Below are 19,193 nucleotides of genomic sequence, written 5' to 3' on the forward strand. Positions count from 1 at the left end.
GCCCCCGATCACCTGCATTAATCACAGTGCACCTTTCAAAAAAACCGCCGCGTTGTGACAGACCAGCAATGGAACACCGGTACGTTGATCGCTACACATTTTTTGGAATCGCCCAGCAAAGACTGCTTGGTAATCGGCAACGACTGTGTTTCAGGAGAATCCACAGAAGTTGTATCAAGAAGGGAGCGTAGTCTACCGGAAAGGCGCTATCAGCTCAAACCTTGATCGCAGGTTGGTGGCGTCCAATGTAATTGCCAGTCATCCCCCTGCCCTGTCGAGGCCCTGGCCAGGTTGGCCACAGCCAGCAAACGGGAGCCCTGGTACAGCAGCGGCAATCTGCCACGGACAAAGCCCGGCACCGCACTTTCGTTGAGCAAACGCTTGAGGTCACGCCGGCCACGGCCTGGCACTTCCATGATTTCACCGCCCAGGCGGTAGCCAATGCTCAAAGGCCCATCAGGGGCACATCCGCTGAAATGCAGTTGGCCGTTGCCGGGTAACTGTAGTGGGTTTTGCGGGCGCGACCAGCTCAATGGACTGTCGGAAAACTCTGACCACTGGGTAGGCAACCACCAAATGCGATCGTTGCAACGGTGCAATTGGCCGTCGGCCAAACGCCAGATGGGTTGTGCATCCGCCTTGGCATCACGTAAGGCACTCCAGCCAACCCAGTGCTCGCTATCGGGCAAGCGTGTCAAAGGCGCCAGCCAGTACCGCAAGGCGTTGCGCTGCCGGGCGTCGGAAAGAGTGCGCAACGGTGCAATGCTCAACGATGGCAGCGCCAGCCACGAAAGCCCCGACGGCTGGTTGGCGGCCTGTACATCCAGTTGCGCCAACTCATCGAGCAGCCCCTGGGCCTCTGCCAAATGCCCGGCGGTACGCGCCAGGGCATTCACAGCCTGAGGCCAGCGTGCGGTGAGCAGCGGGAACAGTTGATGGCGCAGGTAATTGCGCGAGAAGCGTGGATCGCTGTTGGACGGGTCTTCGATCCAGGTCAGTTGATGGTCGCGGGCGTAGGCTTCCAACTCGGTTCGCGATACGTCCAGCAACGGCCGCGCCAGCCCCCCCGCGCCCAAGGGACGCTGCGCCGGCATGCCGGCCAGACCGCGCACCCCAGCGCCTCGCAGCAGACGGAACAACAGGGTTTCAGCCTGATCATCACGGTGCTGGCCTGTGAGTAGCAACTCCCCTGGGCTGATCGCCTCGGCGAACGCCTGGTAGCGCGCATCACGAGCCGCACGCTCAAGACTTGCACCAGGCAGCACTTGCACACGCATGACGCGCAGCGCCACCCCTGCGGCATCACAGACCGCCTGGCAATGGGCTGGCCACGCGTCAGCCGCAGCCTGAAGGCCATGATGAACATGGATAGCCCGCAGTGGCGGCAGGGGTTGGGTTTTTGCCAGGTCGACGAGCAGGTGCAGCAGGACAGTGGAGTCGAGTCCACCGGAGTAGGCGATATGCCAGGCCGGGGCGTTGCGCCAGGGGGCGAGGGATTGCAGGAGTTTGGCGGGTAGAGCTGGTTTCATCACACGTTACCGCCGCAAAACTGAAATACGGTAGCCAAGCATACACAAAGCAAATGTGGGAGCGGGCTTGCTCACGATAGGGGTGTATCCGTCAGTTAATCTGGCACTGACACACTGCTATCGCGAGCAAGCCCGCTCCCACACAAGCCCGAATCCATATGGCTATGCGGTACCTTACAGGCCGTAGCTCATCAAGCGCTCGTAGCGACGAGCCAGCAGCGCTTCGTTGTCGAACTTCTTGAGCATAGCCAGCTGTTCGCAGAGTTCGGCACGGATGGTTGCGGAAACGGCGGCCGGGTCGCGGTGAGCGCCGCCCAGTGGCTCGGCAATCACTTTGTCGACAATGCCCAGGCCTTTGAGGCGATCAGCGGTGATCCCCATGGCTTCGGCAGCATCCGGGGCCTTTTCTGCGGTTTTCCACAGGATCGAGGCGCAGCCTTCCGGCGAAATCACCGCGTAGGTGGAGTATTGCAGCATGTTCAACTGGTCGCAGACGCCAATGGCCAACGCACCGCCGGAACCGCCTTCACCGATCACGGTCGCGATGATCGGGGTTTTCAGGCGCGCCATCACCCGCAGGTTCCAGGCAATCGCTTCGCTCTGGTTACGCTCTTCGGCGTCGATGCCAGGGTAGGCGCCCGGGGTGTCGATAAAGGTCAGGATCGGCATTTTGAAGCGTTCGGCCATTTCCATCAGGCGACAGGCCTTGCGGTAGCCTTCCGGACGCGGCATACCGAAGTTGCGACGCACTTTCTCGCGCACTTCACGGCCTTTCTGGTGACCGATCACCATCACGGGCTGGTCGTCCAGGCGGGCAATACCGCCGACAATCGCCGCGTCATCGGAGAAGTGACGGTCGCCATGCAACTCGTCGAACTCGGTGAAGATGTGATCGATGTAGTCCAGGGTGTACGGACGGCGCGGGTGGCGGGCCAGGCGCGCGATCTGCCAGCTGGTCAGCTTGCCAAAGATGTCTTCGGTCAGCGTCTTGCTCTTGTCTTGCAGGCGCAAGATTTCATCGCCGATATTCAGCGAATTGTCATTGCCGACCAGGCGCAGCTCTTCGATCTTGGCTTGCAGGTCAGCGATCGGCTGTTCGAAATCAAGAAAATTCGGGTTCATAAGCGTCCGTCTTGGGTCGACGGCCAGGGAGTGCCAGGCCTGCCGGTGGTCTATTCGCGCCCTACCTTAAGGGAGAGGCGCGTCAAGGTCGAGATTAAATGTTGAGTCGAGGTCAGGGGCAAAACAATGGCCCTGACCGTCAACGGTATTGGAGGAAGACGTTGTCACGCCCGAACTGGTCACGCAATGCTTGAATCAAGCCATCGGCCGGGTCAATTCGCCACGTCTCGCCAAACTGCAACATCGCCTTGGCATCGCTGCCGGTGTACTCCATGGTCACCGGGCACGCGCCACGGTGGCGCTTGAGCAGCTCCCCCAGCCAGCGTAGCTGATCGCCCTTGAGGGCTTCGGTTTTAACCTTCAGGCGCAGGCTTTCGGCCAGGTTGGTACGGGCATCTTCCATGCTCATCACGCGCTTGATCCGCAGGCGCAGGCCGCCGGAGAAGTCATCATTGCTGACCTCCCCCTCCACCACCACCATCGCGTCGGTCTGCAACAGCGACTGCGCGGAGTGGAAGGCGTCGGCAAACAGCGACGCTTCGATACGGCCCGAGCGGTCGTCGAGGGTGATGAAACCCATCTTGTCGCCCTTTTTGTTCTTCATCACCCGCAGGGCAATGATCATCCCGGCAACGGTCTGGGTATCGCGCGCCGGCTTCAGGTCGATGATGCGCTGGCGGGCAAAACGACGGATCTCGCCTTCATATTCGTCAATCGGGTGACCGGTGAGGTACAGGCCCAGGGTGTCTTTCTCACCCTTGAGGCGTTCCTTGAGGGTCAGTTCCTTGGCCTTGCGGTGATTGGCGTACACATCGGCATCTTCTTCGACAAACAGCCCGCCAAACAGGTCGGCATGCCCGCTGTCGTGGGTACGGGCGGTTTGTTCGGCAGCCTTGATCGCTTCTTCCATGGCGGTCAGCAGCACCGCGCGGTTACGGTCGATATTGGCCTGGTAGGCCTTCGGCTCGTCATGGAAATACGGCCCGAGGCGATCCAGAGCACCGCTGCGGATCAGGCCATCGAGGGTACGTTTGTTGATGCGCTTGAGATCGACCCGAGCGCAGAAATCGAACAGATCCTTGAACGGGCCGTCCTGGCGCGCCTCCGTAATCGCCTCGACCGGGCCCTCGCCCACGCCCTTGATCGCGCCCAGGCCATAGATGATGCGGCCCTCGTCGTTCACCGTGAACTTGAACTCCGAGGCGTTCACATCCGGCGCGTCGAGGCGCAGTTTCATGGTCCGCACTTCTTCGATCAAGGTCACGACCTTGTCGGTGTTGTGCATATCCGCCGAAAGTACCGCCGCCATGAACGGCGCCGGATAGTGGGCTTTCAGCCAGGCAGTCTGGTACGACACCAGGCCATAGGCGGCGGAGTGGGATTTGTTGAAGCCATAACCGGCGAATTTTTCTACCAGGTCAAAGATGTTACCGGCAAGGTCGGCGTCGATGTTATTGGTGGCACAACCTTCAATGAAACCGCCGCGCTGCTTGGCCATTTCCTCGGGCTTTTTCTTACCCATGGCGCGACGCAGCATGTCTGCACCGCCGAGGGTGTAGCCGGCCATGACCTGGGCGATCTGCATCACCTGTTCCTGATACAGGATGATGCCGTAGGTCGGTGCCAGTACTGGCTTGAGGCCCTCGTACTGGTAATCGGAGTGCGGGTAGGCCAGTTCGGCGCGCCCGTGCTTACGATTGATAAAGTCATCAACCATGCCCGATTGCAGCGGGCCCGGACGGAACAGGGCCACCAGTGCGATCAAGTCTTCCAGGCAGTCGGGCTTGAGCTTTTTGATCAGCTCCTTCATGCCGCGCGATTCAAGCTGGAACACCGCGGTGGTCTCGGCTTTTTGCAGCAGGGCGTAGGTTGGCTTGTCGTCCAGCGGGATAAACGCGATGTCCAGCGGCGCCTCATCGACCTTGGCCCGCTCGCGGTTGATCGTCTTGAGCGCCCAATCGATGATCGTCAGGGTCCGCAGACCGAGGAAGTCGAACTTCACCAGGCCGGCCGCCTCCACGTCATCCTTGTCGAACTGGGTTACCAGGCCACCGCCTTCTTCGTCGCAATAGATCGGCGAAAAGTCTGTCAGCTTGGTCGGCGCGATTACTACACCACCGGCGTGCTTACCGACGTTACGTACCACGCCTTCGAGCTTGCGGGCCATGTCCCAGATTTCGGCAGCTTCTTCATCGATCTTGATGAAGTCGCGCAGGATTTCTTCCTGCTCGTAGGCCTTTTCCAGGGTCATGCCGACTTCAAAGGGAATCATCTTCGACAAACGGTCCGCCAGGCCGTAGGACTTGCCCTGCACCCGCGCCACGTCGCGGATGACCGCCTTGGCCGCCATGGAACCGAAGGTAATGATCTGGCTTACCGCGTTACGCCCGTATTTTTCGGCCACATATTCGATGACCCGGTCGCGACCATCCATGCAGAAGTCGACGTCGAAGTCGGGCATCGATACCCGTTCCGGGTTCAGGAAGCGTTCGAACAGCAGGTCATATTCCAGCGGATCAAGGTCGGTGATCTTCTGCACATAGGCCACCAGCGACCCGGCACCCGACCCCCGGCCAGGCCCCACCGGCACGCCGTTGCTTTTGGCCCACTGGATAAAGTCCATTACGATCAGGAAGTAACCGGGGAACCCCATCTGGATGATGATATCCAGCTCGAAATTCAGCCGGTCGACATACACCTGGCGCTTGGCTTCGTAATCTTCAGTGGTGTCCTTGGGCAGCAGAACGGAAAGACGCTCTTCCAGGCCATCAAAGGACACCTTGCGGAAATACTCATCGATGGTCATGCCATCGGGAATCGGGAAGTTGGGCAAGAAGTGCTTGCCCAGCTTCACTTCAATATTGCAGCGCTTGGCAATTTCGACGGAGTTTTCCAGCGCCTCGGGCAGGTCACTGAACAGCTCGGCCATTTCTTCGGCACTTTTGAGGTATTGCTCTTCGCTATAGTTCTTCGAGCGACGTGGATCGTCCAGCGCCCGGCCTTCACCGATGCAGACGCGGGTTTCGTGGGCCTCGAAGTCTTCTTTCTTGATAAAGCGCACATCGTTGGTGGCCACCAGCGGCGCACCCAGCTTTTCGGCCAGGGCCACGGCGGCATGCAAGTGTTCTTCGTCGTTGGGGCGGTTGGTGCGCTGCACTTCCAGGTAGAAGCGGCCCGGGAAGACCTGCATCCACTCGCTCGCCAGTACCTCTGCCTCGTGCGGATTACCGCCGAGCAGCGCGATCCCGATCTCGCCCTCTTTAGCCGCCGACAGCATGATCAGGCCTTCGCTGGCCTCGGCAACCCATTCACGCTCGATGATGATCGAGCCATTGCGCTGGCCGTCGATGAAACCACGGGAAATCAGTTCAGTCAGGTTGCGATAACCCACGCCATTCATCGCCAACAGGCTGATACGGCTCAGGGCGTTGTCCGGGTCTTTGTTGGACAGCCAGAGGTCGGCACCGCAGATCGGCTTGATCCCGGCGCCCATGGCATTTTTGTAGAACTTGACCAGGGAACACATGTTGTTCTGGTCAGTGACCGCAACGGCAGGCATGTTCATGCCCACCAGGGTTTTGACCAGCGGTTTGATCCGTACCAGGCCGTCGACCAGGGAATATTCAGTGTGCAGGCGCAGGTGAACGAATGAAGCCGGCATAGTGATCCTGTCTAGATACGTGTGAAAACAACAAGGCCCGGATTGTACCGGGCCTTGAGTAAAACATCAGCCTGCGCCTAACGCTCGGCCAGGTTTTCGCGCGCCTCATAAGCCAGGCGTACCGGGGCAAACGAGCGGCGGTGGATCGGTGTCGGGCCCAATCGGGCCAGGGCTTCCAGATGAACGGGCGTCGGGTAGCCTTTATGGCCGCCAATGCCGTAGCCCGGATAGATCAATTCGAACGCCGCCATTTCACGGTCACGACTGACCTTGGCCAGGATCGAGGCGGCGGCAATCGCCGGAACCTTGCTATCACCCTTGACCACCGCTTCGGCCGGCATCGCCAGCTTCGGGCAGCGATTACCGTCGATCATCGCCAGTTTCGGGGTAATGTGCAGCCCCTCGACGGCGCGCTGCATGGCCAGCATCGTGGCGTGCAGGATATTCAGCTCGTCGATTTCCTCGACTTCGGCCCTGGCGATATACCAACTGAGGGCCTTTTCGCAAATTTCGTCAAACAGCTTTTCCCGACGGGCCTCAGTCAGTTTCTTCGAGTCGTTGAGGCCGAGGATCGGACGATTCGGATCCAGAATCACCGCCGCCGTGACCACCGCGCCGCACAGCGGGCCACGCCCTACTTCATCGACACCGGCAACCAGTTCGTGGGTTTGGGCAACCAGGCTGAAATCCAGGCCGATTTGCGTCTTCATAGGGTTTCCTGCTGGCGGCCGATCAAGGTCAACACGGCATCTGCTGCCTGGTTCGACGCATCACGGCGCAAGGTACGGTGAATTTCGTCAAACCCACGGGTCTGCTCTTCGCCACCGTCGATCAACGGCGCAATGGTCTGGGCCAATGCTTCGGGCGTGGCCGCGTCCTGCAACAACTCCGGCACCAACAAACGCTGGGCCAGCAGGTTGGGCAAGGAGATGTAGGGACTTTTGACCATGCGCTTGAGAATCCAGTAGGTCAGCGGCGCCAGGCGATAAGCCACGACCATCGGGCGTTTATAGAGCAAGGCCTCAAGCGTGGCGGTACCGGAAGCGATCAACACCGCATCGCAGGCGGCCAGGGCCAGGTGCGAGTGACCGTCGAGCAGTGTCAACGGCAGGTCGCGCCCCACCAACAAAGCCTCGATTTGTGCGCGTCGCTGCGGGCTGGAGCACGGCAGCACAAAACGCACCCCAGGCTTCAGGGCCTGCAGGCGTTCAGCCGCATCAAAGAACAGTGCGCCCAGACGACCGACCTCACCGCCACGACTGCCGGGCATCAACGCCACCAGCGGCCCCTCGGGCAAGCCCAGCTCGGCGCGGGCTGCGGCACGATCGGCCTGCAACGGGATGGTATCGGCCAGGGTATGGCCGACAAACCTTACCGGCACGCCCTGTTCTTCATAGAACCGTGCCTCGAAAGGCAGCAGGGTCAGCATCAGGTCGCAGCCTTCACGGATCTTCAAGACACGCTTCTGTCGCCACGCCCACACGGACGGGCTGACGTAATGCACGGTCTTGATCCCGGCCTGACGCAGCTTGAGTTCGATATTGAGGGTGAAGTCCGGTGCATCGATACCGATAAAGACATCCGGTTTCTCTGCAATCAGGGTCTGGATCAGCAGTTTGCGTCGAGCGAGCAGCTCGCGCAGGCGCCCGAGCACTTCCACCAGCCCCATGACCGACAAACGCTCCATGGGAAAGTAGGAAGTCAGGCCTTCGGCCTGCATCAATGGGCCGCCGACCCCGATGAATTCCACCGATGAATGCTGCGCCTTGAGCGCGCGCATCAGGCCAGCGCCCAATATATCGCCGGAAGCTTCTCCTGCCACCAATGCAATACGCAGTGTGACCATGATCAGCGGGTGATGCCGCGAGTCGATGCCTGGATCGAATCACGGAATATGGCAACTTCAGGAAACAACGCCGCCGGCTCAGCCAGCTCTGCCAGCGCCTGGTCAACCGTCAGGCCCTGGCGATACACCACCTTGTAGGCGCGACGCAGGGCATGGATTGCATCTTCGCTGAAACCTCGGCGGCGCATGCCTTCGAAGTTCATGCTGCGGGCTTCGGCAGGATTGCCAAATACCGTGACGAACGCCGGCACATCCTTACCAATAGCAGTACCCATGCCGGAAAAGCTGTGGGCGCCGATATGGCAATACTGATGCACCAGGGTGAAACCGGACAGGATCGCCCAGTCGTCAACGTGTACATGGCCGGCCAATGCAGTGTTGTTGACCAGGATGCAGTGGTTGCCAATCACACTGTCATGGCCGATGTGCGCATAGGCCATCACCAGATTGTGATCGCCCAGGGTGGTTTCTGCCCGGTCCTGCACAGTGCCACGGTGAATGGTCACGCCTTCACGAATGATGTTGTGATCACCGATTACCAGGCGGGTTTCTTCACCCTTGTACTTCATGTCCGGCGTATCTTCGCCTACCGAGGAAAACTGGTAGATACGATTGTGTTTGCCGATGCGGGTCGGACCCTTGAGGATCACGTGCGGCCCGATGACTGTTCCCTCGCCGATTTCCACACCTGCGCCGATGATCGACCACGGGCCGACCTCAACGTCGGCGGCCAGCACGGCCGTCGGATCGATGATTGCGCGAGGGTCAATCAAACTCATAGTTTGCGTTCCGCGCAGATGATTTCGGCGGAGCACACAGGTTTGCCGTCAACCGACGCCTGGCACTCGAATTTCCAGATCTGGCGCTTGCAGCTCACGAACTTGGCTTCCAGGATCAACTGGTCACCCGGGGTAACCGGGTTGCGGAAACGCAGTTTGTCGGAGCCCACGAAATAGTAAAGCGTGCCATCGGCAGGCTTCAGGTCGAGCATTTTAAAACCCAGGATACCAGCAGCCTGCGCCATTGCTTCGATGATCAACACGCCCGGCATGATCGGATGCGCCGGGAAGTGGCCATTGAAGAAGGGTTCGTTGATGCTGACATTCTTGTAGGCACGAATGCGCTTTTCCTCAACATTGAGCTCCACTACACGGTCCACCAGCAGGAACGGGTAACGGTGAGGCAGGTATTCGCGAATCTCGTTGATGTCCATCATTTCGGGGGGAAGCCTGTAATAAAGATTGGGAGCGCGCGGACTAAGGCACGCCCCTCTAGCAAATCAAGAAGGCAGTCTAGCTGCTGTGCACACTTGATATGGAAATGGTATCAGCCATCTGATGAAACATTACTGCCAGGGGTCACGTCCCCAACACGCTTTTCCAGATGTTTCAGGCGCCGCGCCATGTCGTCGAGCTGCCTTAAACGGGCCGCGCTCTTGCGCCACTCGGCCGCGGGTTGCATCGCCGTGCCGGAAGAATAGGCCCCAGGCTCGGTAATCGAATGGGTCACCATGGTCATGCCGGTAATGAAAACGTTGTCACACACATCGATATGGCCCACCAGACCGACACCGCCGGCCAGCATGCAGTGCTTGCCGATCTTGGTGCTGCCGGAAATGCCGACGCACGCAGCCATAGCCGTATGATCGCCAATCTGTACGTTGTGGGCGATCTGGATCTGGTTGTCGAGCTTCACACCATTGCCAATCACGGTATCGGCCAAAGCCCCGCGATCGACAGCAGTGTTGACGCCAATCTCCACATCATCACCAATCAGCACACCGCCAACCTGGGCAATCTTCTGCCAGATGCCCTTCTCATTGGCGAAGCCGAAGCCTTCGCCGCCGATCACGGCACCGGACTGAATCACCACACGCTGCCCGATACGCACATCGTGGTAGAGGGTCACGCGTGGTGCGAGCCAACCGCCTGCACCGATTTCACTGCGCGCACCGATAAAGCAATGAGCCCCTACCGCTACACCGGCGCCAATGCGCGCACCACTCTCGATCACCGCAAAAGCACCGATGCTCGCCGCAGGATCTACCTGTGCGTCATCGGCAATGACCGCAGAAGGATGTATGCCTGGAGCGGCCTTGGGTTTCGGGTCAAACAGGTGGGACACCCGCGCGTAAGCCGCATAAGGATCTGCCACCACCAGCGCATCCCCGGCAAATGTCTCGGCGTCAGCGGCCTTCAGCAATACTGCTGCGGCCTGGCTGTCGCCCAGGTATTTACGGTATTGGGGGTTTGCAAGGAAGCTCAACTGAGCTGGGCCAGCCTCCTGCAAGGTGGCTAGCCCAGTGATTTCTTTCTCCTTGGAGCCACGTAAGGTGGCCCCCAGGAACTCGGCCAACTCGCCAAGTTTGATAGTCGCGGTCATGGTTTACTTCAGCTGGTTCATGCGCTCGATCACCTGGCGGGTGATGTCGTATTGAGGCTTGACGTCGATCACGGCGCCACGCTCGAAGACCAGGTCAAAGGCACCTTTCTTGATGACTTCTTCCACAGCGCTGTCGAGTTTTGGCTTCAGTTGCTTGAGCATTTCACGGTCAGCAACAGCCTTGGCCTCGTTCAGCTCCTTGGACTGGAACTGATAGTCACGGGCCTTTTGCTTGAATTCAAGCTCCAGACGCTCGCGCTCGCCTTGCTGCATTTTATCGCCACCGGCGACCAGACGATCCTGAATACCCTTGGCACTGCTTTCCAGTGTCTTGAGCTTGGTCAGTTGTGGGCCGAATTTTTTCTCGGCATCCACGGCGTACTTCTTGGCCGCGTCGGATTCCAGCAGGGCCATCTGATAGTTCAGGACGGCGATTTTCATTTCGGCAAACGCCGGGGTTGCGACCAGCACGGTTGCCAGAAGAACCAATTGAGTCAACTTACGCACGATGCACTCCTACAGAATCCGTTGTCGTTATCTTGGGTCGGACGCTTAGAACGTCTGGCCGAGGGAAAATTGGAAAATCTGGGTTTCAGCGTTATCCGGTTTCTTGATCGGCATCGCCAAGGCGAAGCTCAATGGACCCAGGGCAGTAATCCAGGTCACACCTACACCCACGGAACTGGCCAGGTTACTCAGGCTGACATCGTTGCACTGAGTGTTGGACTTGATACCCGATGGGTTCCGGACCTGCTCGCACTTGGAGTCGAATACGTTACCCACATCCCAGAAGACCGAAGTACGCAGGGAACGCTGATCCTTGACGAATGGCAGCGGGAACAGAATTTCCGCACCACCTTGAATCAATACGTTACCACCGAACGGCAGCGGGTCGTTGTCGGAGTCAGCTACGGTGCCGGTATTACCGGTAATGCCAACACCACGGCTCGGCGTACCACGAGGGCCCAGGGTGCTGTCCTTGAAACCACGTACCGAGTTGAAGCCACCCGCGTAGTAGTTCTCGTAGAACGGCAGGCCATCAGTCGAACCGTAGCCATCACCATAGCCCAACTCCGTGTGCAGGCGCATGGTGTAGTTATCGCTCAACGGCGTGAACAACTGGCCACGGTAGTCGAGCTTGAAGAACGACAGGTCGCTACCTGGGGTGGTGGCTTCCAGGGTCAGGCTCTGGGAGTGACCACGGGTGGCCAGCACGCCTTTGTTCAGGGTGGACTCGGACCAACCGGCCGAGGCCTTGAAGTTGAGGAACTTGTCACCTTCACGGCGGGTGAAGTCGAAGATCTCGTCCACGGTGTAGACACCGGTCTTGATTTCATCCTGCTGCGCGGTCAGGCCGAAGGTCAGACGCGAGGTCTCACTGATCGGGTAGCCCACGTTGACACCGGCACCCAGGCTGTCGATCGCATAGCTTGCAACGTCGACGTCGAGGTCTTTGTAGTCGGTGGTGCGATAGAAGGCGTTGTAGCCCAGGCTCACGCCATCAGCAGTCCAGTAGGGGTCCACATAACCGAAGTTGTAGCGGCTCTGGTATTCGCTGCGGGTCAGGCCGATGGAAACCTTGTTACCGGTACCCAGGAAGTTGTTCTGGGTAATCGAGCCACCGAGGATCAGGCCGGCACTCTGTGCAAAACCGACGCTGGCGGTGATCGAACCGGACGCTTGCTCTTCCACGGCGTAGTTCACGTCAACCTGGTCATCCACACCCGGTACAGCCGGGGTCTCGACGTTGACTTCCTTGAAGAAGCCCAGACGCTCAAGACGGGTCTTGGACTGGTCGATCAGGTAGGTCGAAGCCCAGCCACCTTCCATCTGGCGCATTTCACGACGCAGCACTTCGTCCTCGGACTTGGTGTTGCCACGGAAGTTGATGCGGTTGACGTAGGCACGCTTGCCCGGATCGACGACAAAGGTGATGTCCACGGTATGGTCATCATCATGGGAGGTCGGCACGCCGTTGACGTTGGCGAAGGTATAGCCTTCGTTGCCCAGGCGACGGGTGATCAGTTCGGAGGTGGTGGTCATCAGCTTGCGCGAGAACACCTGGTCCTTCTCGACCAGCAGCAGGGACTTGACCTGGTCTTCAGGCACTTTCAGGTCGCCGCTGAGCTTCACGTCACGTACGCGGTACTTCTCGCCTTCGTTGACGTTGACGGTGATGTAGACGTGTTTCTTGTCCGGCGTGATGGACACCTGGGTCGAAGCGATATCCATGTTGATATAGCCACGGTCCAGGTAGTAGGAGCGCAGACGCTCCAGGTCACCGGAGAGTTTTTCACGAGCGTACTTGTCGTCGTTCTTGAAGAACGACAGCCAGTTGGTGGTCTTGAGTTCGAACAGGTCGATCAGGTCTTCGTCGGCGAACTTGGTGTTGCCCACCACGTTGATGTGCTGGATCGCCGCCACGGTGCCTTCGTTGATGTTGACCTTCAGGCCGACACGGTTGCGCGGCTGCGGTACCACTTCGGTTTCCACGGAAGCGGAGTAACGGCCCTGGGCAACATACTGACGTTGCAGCTCGTTACGTACGCCTTCGAGGGTGGCACGCTGGAAGATCTCGCCTTCGGCCAGGCCGGATTGCTTGAGACCCTTCATCAAGTCTTCAGTGGAGATCGCCTTGTTGCCTTCGATCTCGATACTGGCGACAGAAGGCCGCTCCACGACAGTGATGACCAGGACGTTGCCTTCACGACCCAGTTGGATATCTTGAAAGAAGCCGGTTTTGAACAGCGCACGAGTGGATTCCACCAGGCGACGGTCGTCAGCCTGTTCCCCAACGTTCAACGGCAAGGCGCCAAACACGCTACCCGCGGAAACCCGCTGGAGGCCGTTGACGCGAATATCGGAGATGGTGAAGGACTCGGCGTGAACTTCGGCGATCATCAATACGGTGAGAACCGCAGTTAGCAGCAGACGTTTCATGAAGTCCTTTCTTATTCCAACTGGCAATAAACAAACTGCCGCAAAATGCGGCAGATTCGCAATTCAGCGAAGCGTTACAGTCGTCCCAGATCGTTGACCAAGGCTAACAACATCACCCCGACCACCAAACTGATACCGATCTGTATCCCCCAACCCTGCACCCGATCCGACAAGGGGCGACCACGCACCCACTCGACGAGATAAAACAACAGATGCCCCCCATCCAATACTGGAATGGGCAACAAATTCAGAACCCCAAGGCTAATACTCAGATAAGCCAGGAAATTCAGGAAATCAGCAACACCCGACTGGGCAGAAGCGCCCGCCACTTTAGCAATGGTTATCGGTCCACTCAAGTTTTTTACCGAGAGCTCGCCGAACAACATTTTCTTCAGGGAATCGAGGGTCAGCACACTCATGGTCCAAGTGCGTCGCGCGCCCTCGCCAATGGCTGCCAACGGCCCGAAACTGACCTCCCTCACCATCGATGGCGGCCATTCGACACCTTTGACCCCGGCGCCCAGATACCCGCCGGCCGCCTTGGCCTCCCCACGCACCGCAAGCGTGACAGGGACGTCGATTTGAGCACCATCGCGCTCAACTTTCAGCACAATTTTCGTATCAGGACGTACACGAACCAGATCGACCACTTGCTGCCAGTCACCCAGTGCCTGGCCATCCAGGGCCAGCAAGCGGTCGCCGGTCTTCAGGCCGGCAGCCTGGGCTGGGCCCTTGGGATCGAGTTCTGCCAATACTGGCGGCAGTGCCGGGCGCCACGGACGAATGCCCAGGGACTTGATCGGATCAGGCTCGTCGGCGCCCTTGAGCCACTTGTCCAGCACCAGTTCACGCGGTGTCTCGGCTGTCGAGTCCTGCTCGCGCACCACCAGTTGCACCGTGCCGCTTTCGCCCAGGCGCCGGACCAATTGCAGATTGACCGCGCCCCAACCCGTGGTCGGCTCACCATCAATGGCAACGATTTCCTGGCCGGCGCTCAATCCGGCCTTGGCGGCAATACTGCCCGCCTCGACCGCACCGATGACCGGGCGCACCTGCTGGCTGCCCAGCATGGCCAGGACCCAGAAGAACACCATGGCCAGCAGGAAGTTGGCGATCGGACCAGCCGCCACGATGGCGATACGCTGACGGACGGTCTTGCGGTTAAAGGATTGATCCAGTTGATCAGCCGGCACTTCGCCTTCGCGCTCGTCGAGCATCTTGACGTAGCCGCCCAGGGGAATGGCTGCAATCACGAATTCGGTGCCGCGCCGGTCATGCCAGCGCAGCAGCGGCATACCAAAGCCCACGGAGAAGCGCAGGACCTTGACGCCACAACGGCGCGCCACCCAGAAATGACCAAATTCGTGGAAAGTGACCAGCACACCCAGAGCAACCAGGGTGCCGACAATCATATAGAGCGCACTCATCTAATCTCTCCGCATTCCAATCCAGCGCCTGGCGACTAACCCGCGTGACGCTTCAACCATTGCTCGGCCAAGACCCGGGCCTTGGCATCCGCCTCGAACACGGCGCCCAAATCATTCACGGCAACCACGGGCTCCAGGCTCAAAATTTCCTCGATGATACGCGCGATCTGTGGAAAACGGATGCGTCGATCCAGAAACGCGGCAACCGCCACCTCATTTGCCGCGTTAAGCATCGCCGGCGCGCTGTTGCCCGCCTCTGCTGCCTCACGCGCCAGGCGCAGGCAAGGGAAGCGCTGCTCATCCGGCGCTTCGAAATCCAGACGCGCAATGGCAAACAGGTCCAGGGGCGCAACACCGGAGTCGATACGCTCGGGCCAGGCCAGGGCATTGGCGATAGGCGTGCGCATGTCGGGGTTGCCCAACTGGGCCAGAACCGAACCGTCCACATAATCGACCAGGGAATGAATCACGCTTTGCGGATGAATCACCACCTCGACCTGTTCAGCCCGGGCATCGAACAACCAGCAGGCCTCGATCAGCTCCAGGCCCTTGTTCATCATGCTCGCCGAATCCACCGAAATCTTGCGCCCCATCGACCAATTGGGATGAGCACAAGCCTGATCCGGAGAAACGTGCTCCAGTTCAGCCAACGGTGTCTGACGGAACGGGCCGCCGGAGGCGGTCAGCAGGATGCGGCGCACGCCCACCTGGCTCAGGCCGCGGGCGAAATCGCCAGGCATGCATTGAAAAATCGCGTTGTGCTCGCTGTCCAGCGGCAACAGCACGGCACCGCTCTTGCGCACGGCTTGCATAAACAGCGCGCCGGACATGACCAGCGCTTCTTTATTGGCCAACAGGATCTTCTTGCCAGCATCGACCGCCGCAAGGGTTGGACGCAAGCCGGCGGCGCCGACAATGGCCGCGACCACGGTATCCACTTCAGAAGCGGCAGACACCTGGCACAAGCCCTCCTCGCCGACCAGCACCTGGGTCGACAACCCTGCTGCCCGCAGATCATCCTGCAAGCCACGAGCAGCAACGGCATCCGGTACCACTGCGAACTGCGGCACATGCCGAACGCACAGCGCCAACAGCTCGCTCAAGCGACTGAAGCCGGTCAGGGCAAACACCTGATAGCGCTCAGGGTGACGGGCAATCACATCCAGCGTGCTCAACCCGACCGAGCCAGTGGCCCCCAGCACGGTAACCTGCTGCAAGCGGCTCACGAGGTAGCCATCCACAACAGCACGGCAAAGACCGGGATCGCCGCCGTCAGGCTGTCGATGCGATCCAGCACACCGCCATGCCCGGGCAGCAAATTACTGCTGTCTTTGATACCTGCCTGGCGCTTGAACATGCTTTCGGTGAGGTCGCCGACCACCGAGATCAGCACCACCACTGCCGCCGCAATCAGCGCCAGAAGTATCTGTTTGACGCTCCAATCACGTACGACGCCGACAACAGCGGTAATCACCAGTGTCAGCACCAGACCGCCGTACACCCCTTCCCAGCTCTTGCCGGGACTGACTGCCGGGGCCAGCTTGCGCTTGCCAAAGGCACGGCCGGAGAAGTACGCGCCAATATCCGCGCCCCAGACCAACACCATCACCGCCATGATCAACCAGTTACCCAGGGCCATGTGCTTGATATAGACCAGTCCCTGCCAGGCCGGCAGTAGAATCAGCAGACCGATCACCAGCTTGCAGGCGACGCTGGACCACTGGCCACTGGTACGCGGGTAGGTCAACACCAGGAACGTCGCCAACGCCCACCACAGTACCGCAGCCCCCAGCACCCAAGGGGCGACATCCGGCAGGATATACATCAGGAACAGCAACAGCGCGACAATGGCGGCGTACACCACACGCGGCAATTGCTCGGCAAACCCTGCCAGGCGTGCCCATTCCCAGGCGCCCAAGGTCACGACCAGGCCGATGAACAATGCAAAGCCTGCACCTTCGAGCAGGAAAAACCCGCACAGGGCGATTGGCAACAGGATCAGTGCCGTGATGATTCGTTGTTTAAGCATTAAACCCGGGCTCCAGCTTCGATCTGCTCGCTCGTTTTACCGAAGCGACGCTGACGGGAAGCGAAATCGGCCAGCGCATTGCGCATGGCATCGTGTTTGAAGTCCGGCCAGAACAGGTCGGAGAAGTACAGCTCGGTATAGGCCAACTGCCACAACAGGAAGTTGCTGATGCGGTGTTCGCCACCGGTACGGATGCACAGGTCCGGCAACGGCAGGTCGCCGGTCACCAGGCAGGTTTGCAACAACTCGGGCGTGATGTCTTCCGGGCGCAGATGGCCGGCCTGCACTTCACGCGCCAGGCGCTGTGCAGCCTGGGCGATATCCCATTGGCCACCATAATTGGCGGCGATTTGCAGGACGAAGCGGTTGCTGCCAGCCGTGATTGCCTCGGCTTCACGCATGGCCGCCTGCAGTTCCGGATGGAACCGCGAGCGGTCGCCGATGATGCGCAGGCTGATGTTGTTGTCGTTCAGGCGCTTGGCCTCGCGACGCAAAGCCTTGAAGAACAGGTCCATCAAGGCGCTGACTTCGTCGGCCGGCCGCTGCCAGTTTTCACTGGAGAAGGCAAACAAGGTCAAGACCTCGACCTTGGCCTCGGCACACACCTCGATCACGGCCCGTACCGCATCGACACCCGCTTTATGCCCGGCAACACCTGGCATAAAGCGTTTCTTCGCCCAGCGATTATTCCCATCCATGATGATCGCGACATGGCGCGGCACCACAGAGGGTACAGTCTGCTTGGTCTTTTCCATGAAGGCGTCCTGACCCCTTATACGGCCATCAGGTCCTTTTCTTTCTCTTCCGTGGCCTTGGTGATCTGGGCCTCGGCGTCCTTGGTCAGCTTGTCGATATCGGCGACGGCACGGCGCTCTTCGTCTTCGCTGATTTCCTTGTCCTTGACCAGCTTCTTCAGGTCACCCAGGGCATCACGACGGATGTTGCGCACGGCAACACGGGCATCTTCAGCCGCGCTGCGCGCCTGCTTGGTGAAGCCCTTGCGGGTTTCTTCAGTCAGGGCAGGCATGGAGATCAGCAGCAACTCACCCAGGTTGGTTGGGTTGAGGTTCAGGCCAGCGCTCTGGATCGCCTTGTCGACAGCGGCCAGCATGTTGCGCTCGAACGCCACGACCTGCAGGGTCCGGGAGTCCTTGACGGTAACGTTGGCAACGCCGCTCAGCGGGGTATCGGAGCCGTAGTAAGGCACCATCACGCTACCCAGGATGCTTGGGTGGGCCTTGCCGGTACGAATCTGGCCAAATGCGTGGGCCAGAGACTCCAGGGATTTTTGCATACGCGCCTGGGCGTCTTTCTTGATTTCGTTGATCATTGTTCGCCTTCCTCGATCAGAGTCCCTTCTGCGCCGCCGTGTACGATATTCAGCAGGGCGCCGGGCTTGTTCATGTTAAATACGCGCAGCGGCATCTTGTGGTCGCGGCACAGGCAGATTGCCGTCAGATCCATCACGCCCAGCTTGCGATCCAGCACTTCATCATAAGTCAGATGATCGAACTTCTCGGCATGCGGGTCCTTGAATGGATCAGCGGTGTAGACACCATCAACCTTGGTGGCCTTGAGCACTACGTCGGCATCGATTTCGATGGCGCGCAGGCAGGCAGCAGAGTCGGTGGTAAAGAACGGATTGCCGGTGCCGGCAGCAAAGATCACCACCTCTTTGGCGTTCAGGTGGCGCATGGCTTTGCGACGATCGTAATGATCGGTCACACCAACCATGGAAATGGCCGACATCACGATGGCCGAGATATTGGCACGCTCCAGGGCGTCGCGCATGGCCAGGGCGTTCATCACAGTGGCCAGCATGCCCATGTGGTCGCCGGTGACCCGATCCATGCCAGCAGCACTGAGCGCTGCGCCACGGAACAGGTTGCCCCCCCCAATCACCAGGCCGACCTGGACACCGATGCCGACCAGTTGGCCGACTTCCAGTGCCATGCGGTCAAGCACCTTGGGATCGATCCCGAACTCTTCCGAGCCCATCAGGGCCTCGCCGCTAAGCTTGAGTAGAATGCGTTTATAGCGAGCCTGATAACCACTGCCCTGCTGAGCCATTGCGAATCTCTCCTGCGGCGTATTTTTAAAAAATTCTTGGCGAGCCGTTTACGGCTTGCGTTCACTCTAGCTGGACGCTGTCACAGCGCCATCGGAACACGGCTTTGTAAGCCAGTTCCAAAGGGAAGCCAAATAAAATTGAACATCCCATTTGAAAAGAGGCTGCGCGCGTGAGCGGGCAGCCTCT

Annotated in this window: 16 protein-coding genes; all 16 read right to left on the reverse strand. The window is 59.5% G+C overall.

The window, feature by feature from the left end:
• Positions 1-209: 209 nt before the first annotated feature.
• The gene (gene tilS, locus FJD34_RS13645) at positions 210-1,529 is read right to left on the reverse strand and encodes a tRNA lysidine(34) synthetase TilS (protein WP_090290580.1); all 1,320 of its coding nucleotides are present in this window, start codon (positions 1,527-1,529) and stop codon (positions 210-212) included.
• A gap of 174 nt (positions 1,530-1,703) precedes the next feature.
• On the reverse strand, positions 1,704-2,651 hold the full coding sequence (locus FJD34_RS13650) for an acetyl-CoA carboxylase carboxyltransferase subunit alpha (RefSeq protein WP_032858155.1): 948 nt from the start codon (positions 2,649-2,651) through the stop codon (positions 1,704-1,706).
• Positions 2,652-2,790: 139 nt separating this feature from the next.
• The gene (gene dnaE / locus FJD34_RS13655) at positions 2,791-6,312 is read right to left on the reverse strand and encodes a DNA polymerase III subunit alpha (protein WP_090290579.1); all 3,522 of its coding nucleotides are present in this window, start codon (positions 6,310-6,312) and stop codon (positions 2,791-2,793) included.
• Positions 6,313-6,389: 77 nt separating this feature from the next.
• Entirely contained in the window at positions 6,390-7,022 is a 633-nt protein-coding gene (rnhB, locus tag FJD34_RS13660; RefSeq protein ID WP_065943347.1) for a ribonuclease HII, read from the reverse strand.
• Entirely contained in the window at positions 7,019-8,158 is a 1,140-nt protein-coding gene (gene lpxB, locus FJD34_RS13665) for a lipid-A-disaccharide synthase (RefSeq protein ID WP_090290578.1), read from the reverse strand. Before lpxB ends, rnhB begins: the two co-directional genes overlap by 4 nt.
• Positions 8,159-8,160: 2 nt before the next feature.
• Positions 8,161-8,937 (reverse strand): acyl-ACP--UDP-N-acetylglucosamine O-acyltransferase, encoded by a 777-nt coding sequence (gene lpxA, locus FJD34_RS13670; protein WP_032858160.1) that lies wholly within the window; start codon positions 8,935-8,937, stop codon positions 8,161-8,163.
• A complete protein-coding gene (fabZ, locus tag FJD34_RS13675) occupies positions 8,934-9,374 on the reverse strand; it encodes a 3-hydroxyacyl-ACP dehydratase FabZ (RefSeq protein WP_029297270.1) in 441 nt (146 codons plus the stop codon). Before fabZ ends, lpxA begins: the two co-directional genes overlap by 4 nt.
• Before the next feature lie 110 nt (positions 9,375-9,484).
• On the reverse strand, positions 9,485-10,540 hold the full coding sequence (gene lpxD, locus FJD34_RS13680) for a UDP-3-O-(3-hydroxymyristoyl)glucosamine N-acyltransferase (protein WP_090290577.1): 1,056 nt from the start codon (positions 10,538-10,540) through the stop codon (positions 9,485-9,487).
• 3 nt (positions 10,541-10,543) lie between these two features.
• Positions 10,544-11,047, reverse strand: coding sequence for an OmpH/Skp family outer membrane protein (locus tag FJD34_RS13685; protein ID WP_003219314.1), 504 nt, complete (start codon positions 11,045-11,047; stop codon positions 10,544-10,546).
• 45 nt (positions 11,048-11,092) lie between these two features.
• The gene (gene bamA, locus FJD34_RS13690; protein WP_090290576.1) at positions 11,093-13,480 is read right to left on the reverse strand and encodes an outer membrane protein assembly factor BamA; all 2,388 of its coding nucleotides are present in this window, start codon (positions 13,478-13,480) and stop codon (positions 11,093-11,095) included.
• Positions 13,481-13,554: 74 nt separating this feature from the next.
• Positions 13,555-14,907: a sigma E protease regulator RseP gene (gene rseP, locus FJD34_RS13695; RefSeq protein ID WP_029297276.1), complete on the reverse strand. Its 1,353-nt coding sequence runs from the start codon at positions 14,905-14,907 to the stop codon at positions 13,555-13,557.
• Positions 14,908-14,942: 35 nt separating this feature from the next.
• Positions 14,943-16,133, reverse strand: a complete 1,191-nt coding sequence (gene ispC, locus FJD34_RS13700) for a 1-deoxy-D-xylulose-5-phosphate reductoisomerase (RefSeq protein ID WP_032858163.1) — start codon at positions 16,131-16,133, stop codon at positions 14,943-14,945.
• Entirely contained in the window at positions 16,130-16,936 is an 807-nt protein-coding gene (locus tag FJD34_RS13705) for a phosphatidate cytidylyltransferase (RefSeq protein ID WP_032858164.1), read from the reverse strand. Before FJD34_RS13705 ends, ispC begins: the two co-directional genes overlap by 4 nt.
• Complete coding sequence (gene uppS / locus FJD34_RS13710) at positions 16,936-17,691, reverse strand: polyprenyl diphosphate synthase (protein WP_029297283.1); 756 nt, start codon at positions 17,689-17,691, stop codon at positions 16,936-16,938. The genes FJD34_RS13705 and uppS overlap by 1 nt, the downstream gene beginning before the upstream one ends.
• A 17-nt stretch (positions 17,692-17,708) precedes the next feature.
• Positions 17,709-18,266, reverse strand: a complete 558-nt coding sequence (gene frr, locus FJD34_RS13715) for a ribosome recycling factor (protein ID WP_032858165.1) — start codon at positions 18,264-18,266, stop codon at positions 17,709-17,711.
• Positions 18,263-19,006, reverse strand: a complete 744-nt coding sequence (pyrH, locus tag FJD34_RS13720) for a UMP kinase (protein WP_019692086.1) — start codon at positions 19,004-19,006, stop codon at positions 18,263-18,265. The genes frr and pyrH overlap by 4 nt, the downstream gene beginning before the upstream one ends.
• Positions 19,007-19,193: the final 187 nt, after the last annotated feature.

The sequence above is a fragment of the Pseudomonas brenneri genome, assembly GCF_007858285.1.
In the GTDB taxonomy this organism is placed as follows: domain Bacteria; phylum Pseudomonadota; class Gammaproteobacteria; order Pseudomonadales; family Pseudomonadaceae; genus Aquipseudomonas; species Aquipseudomonas brenneri.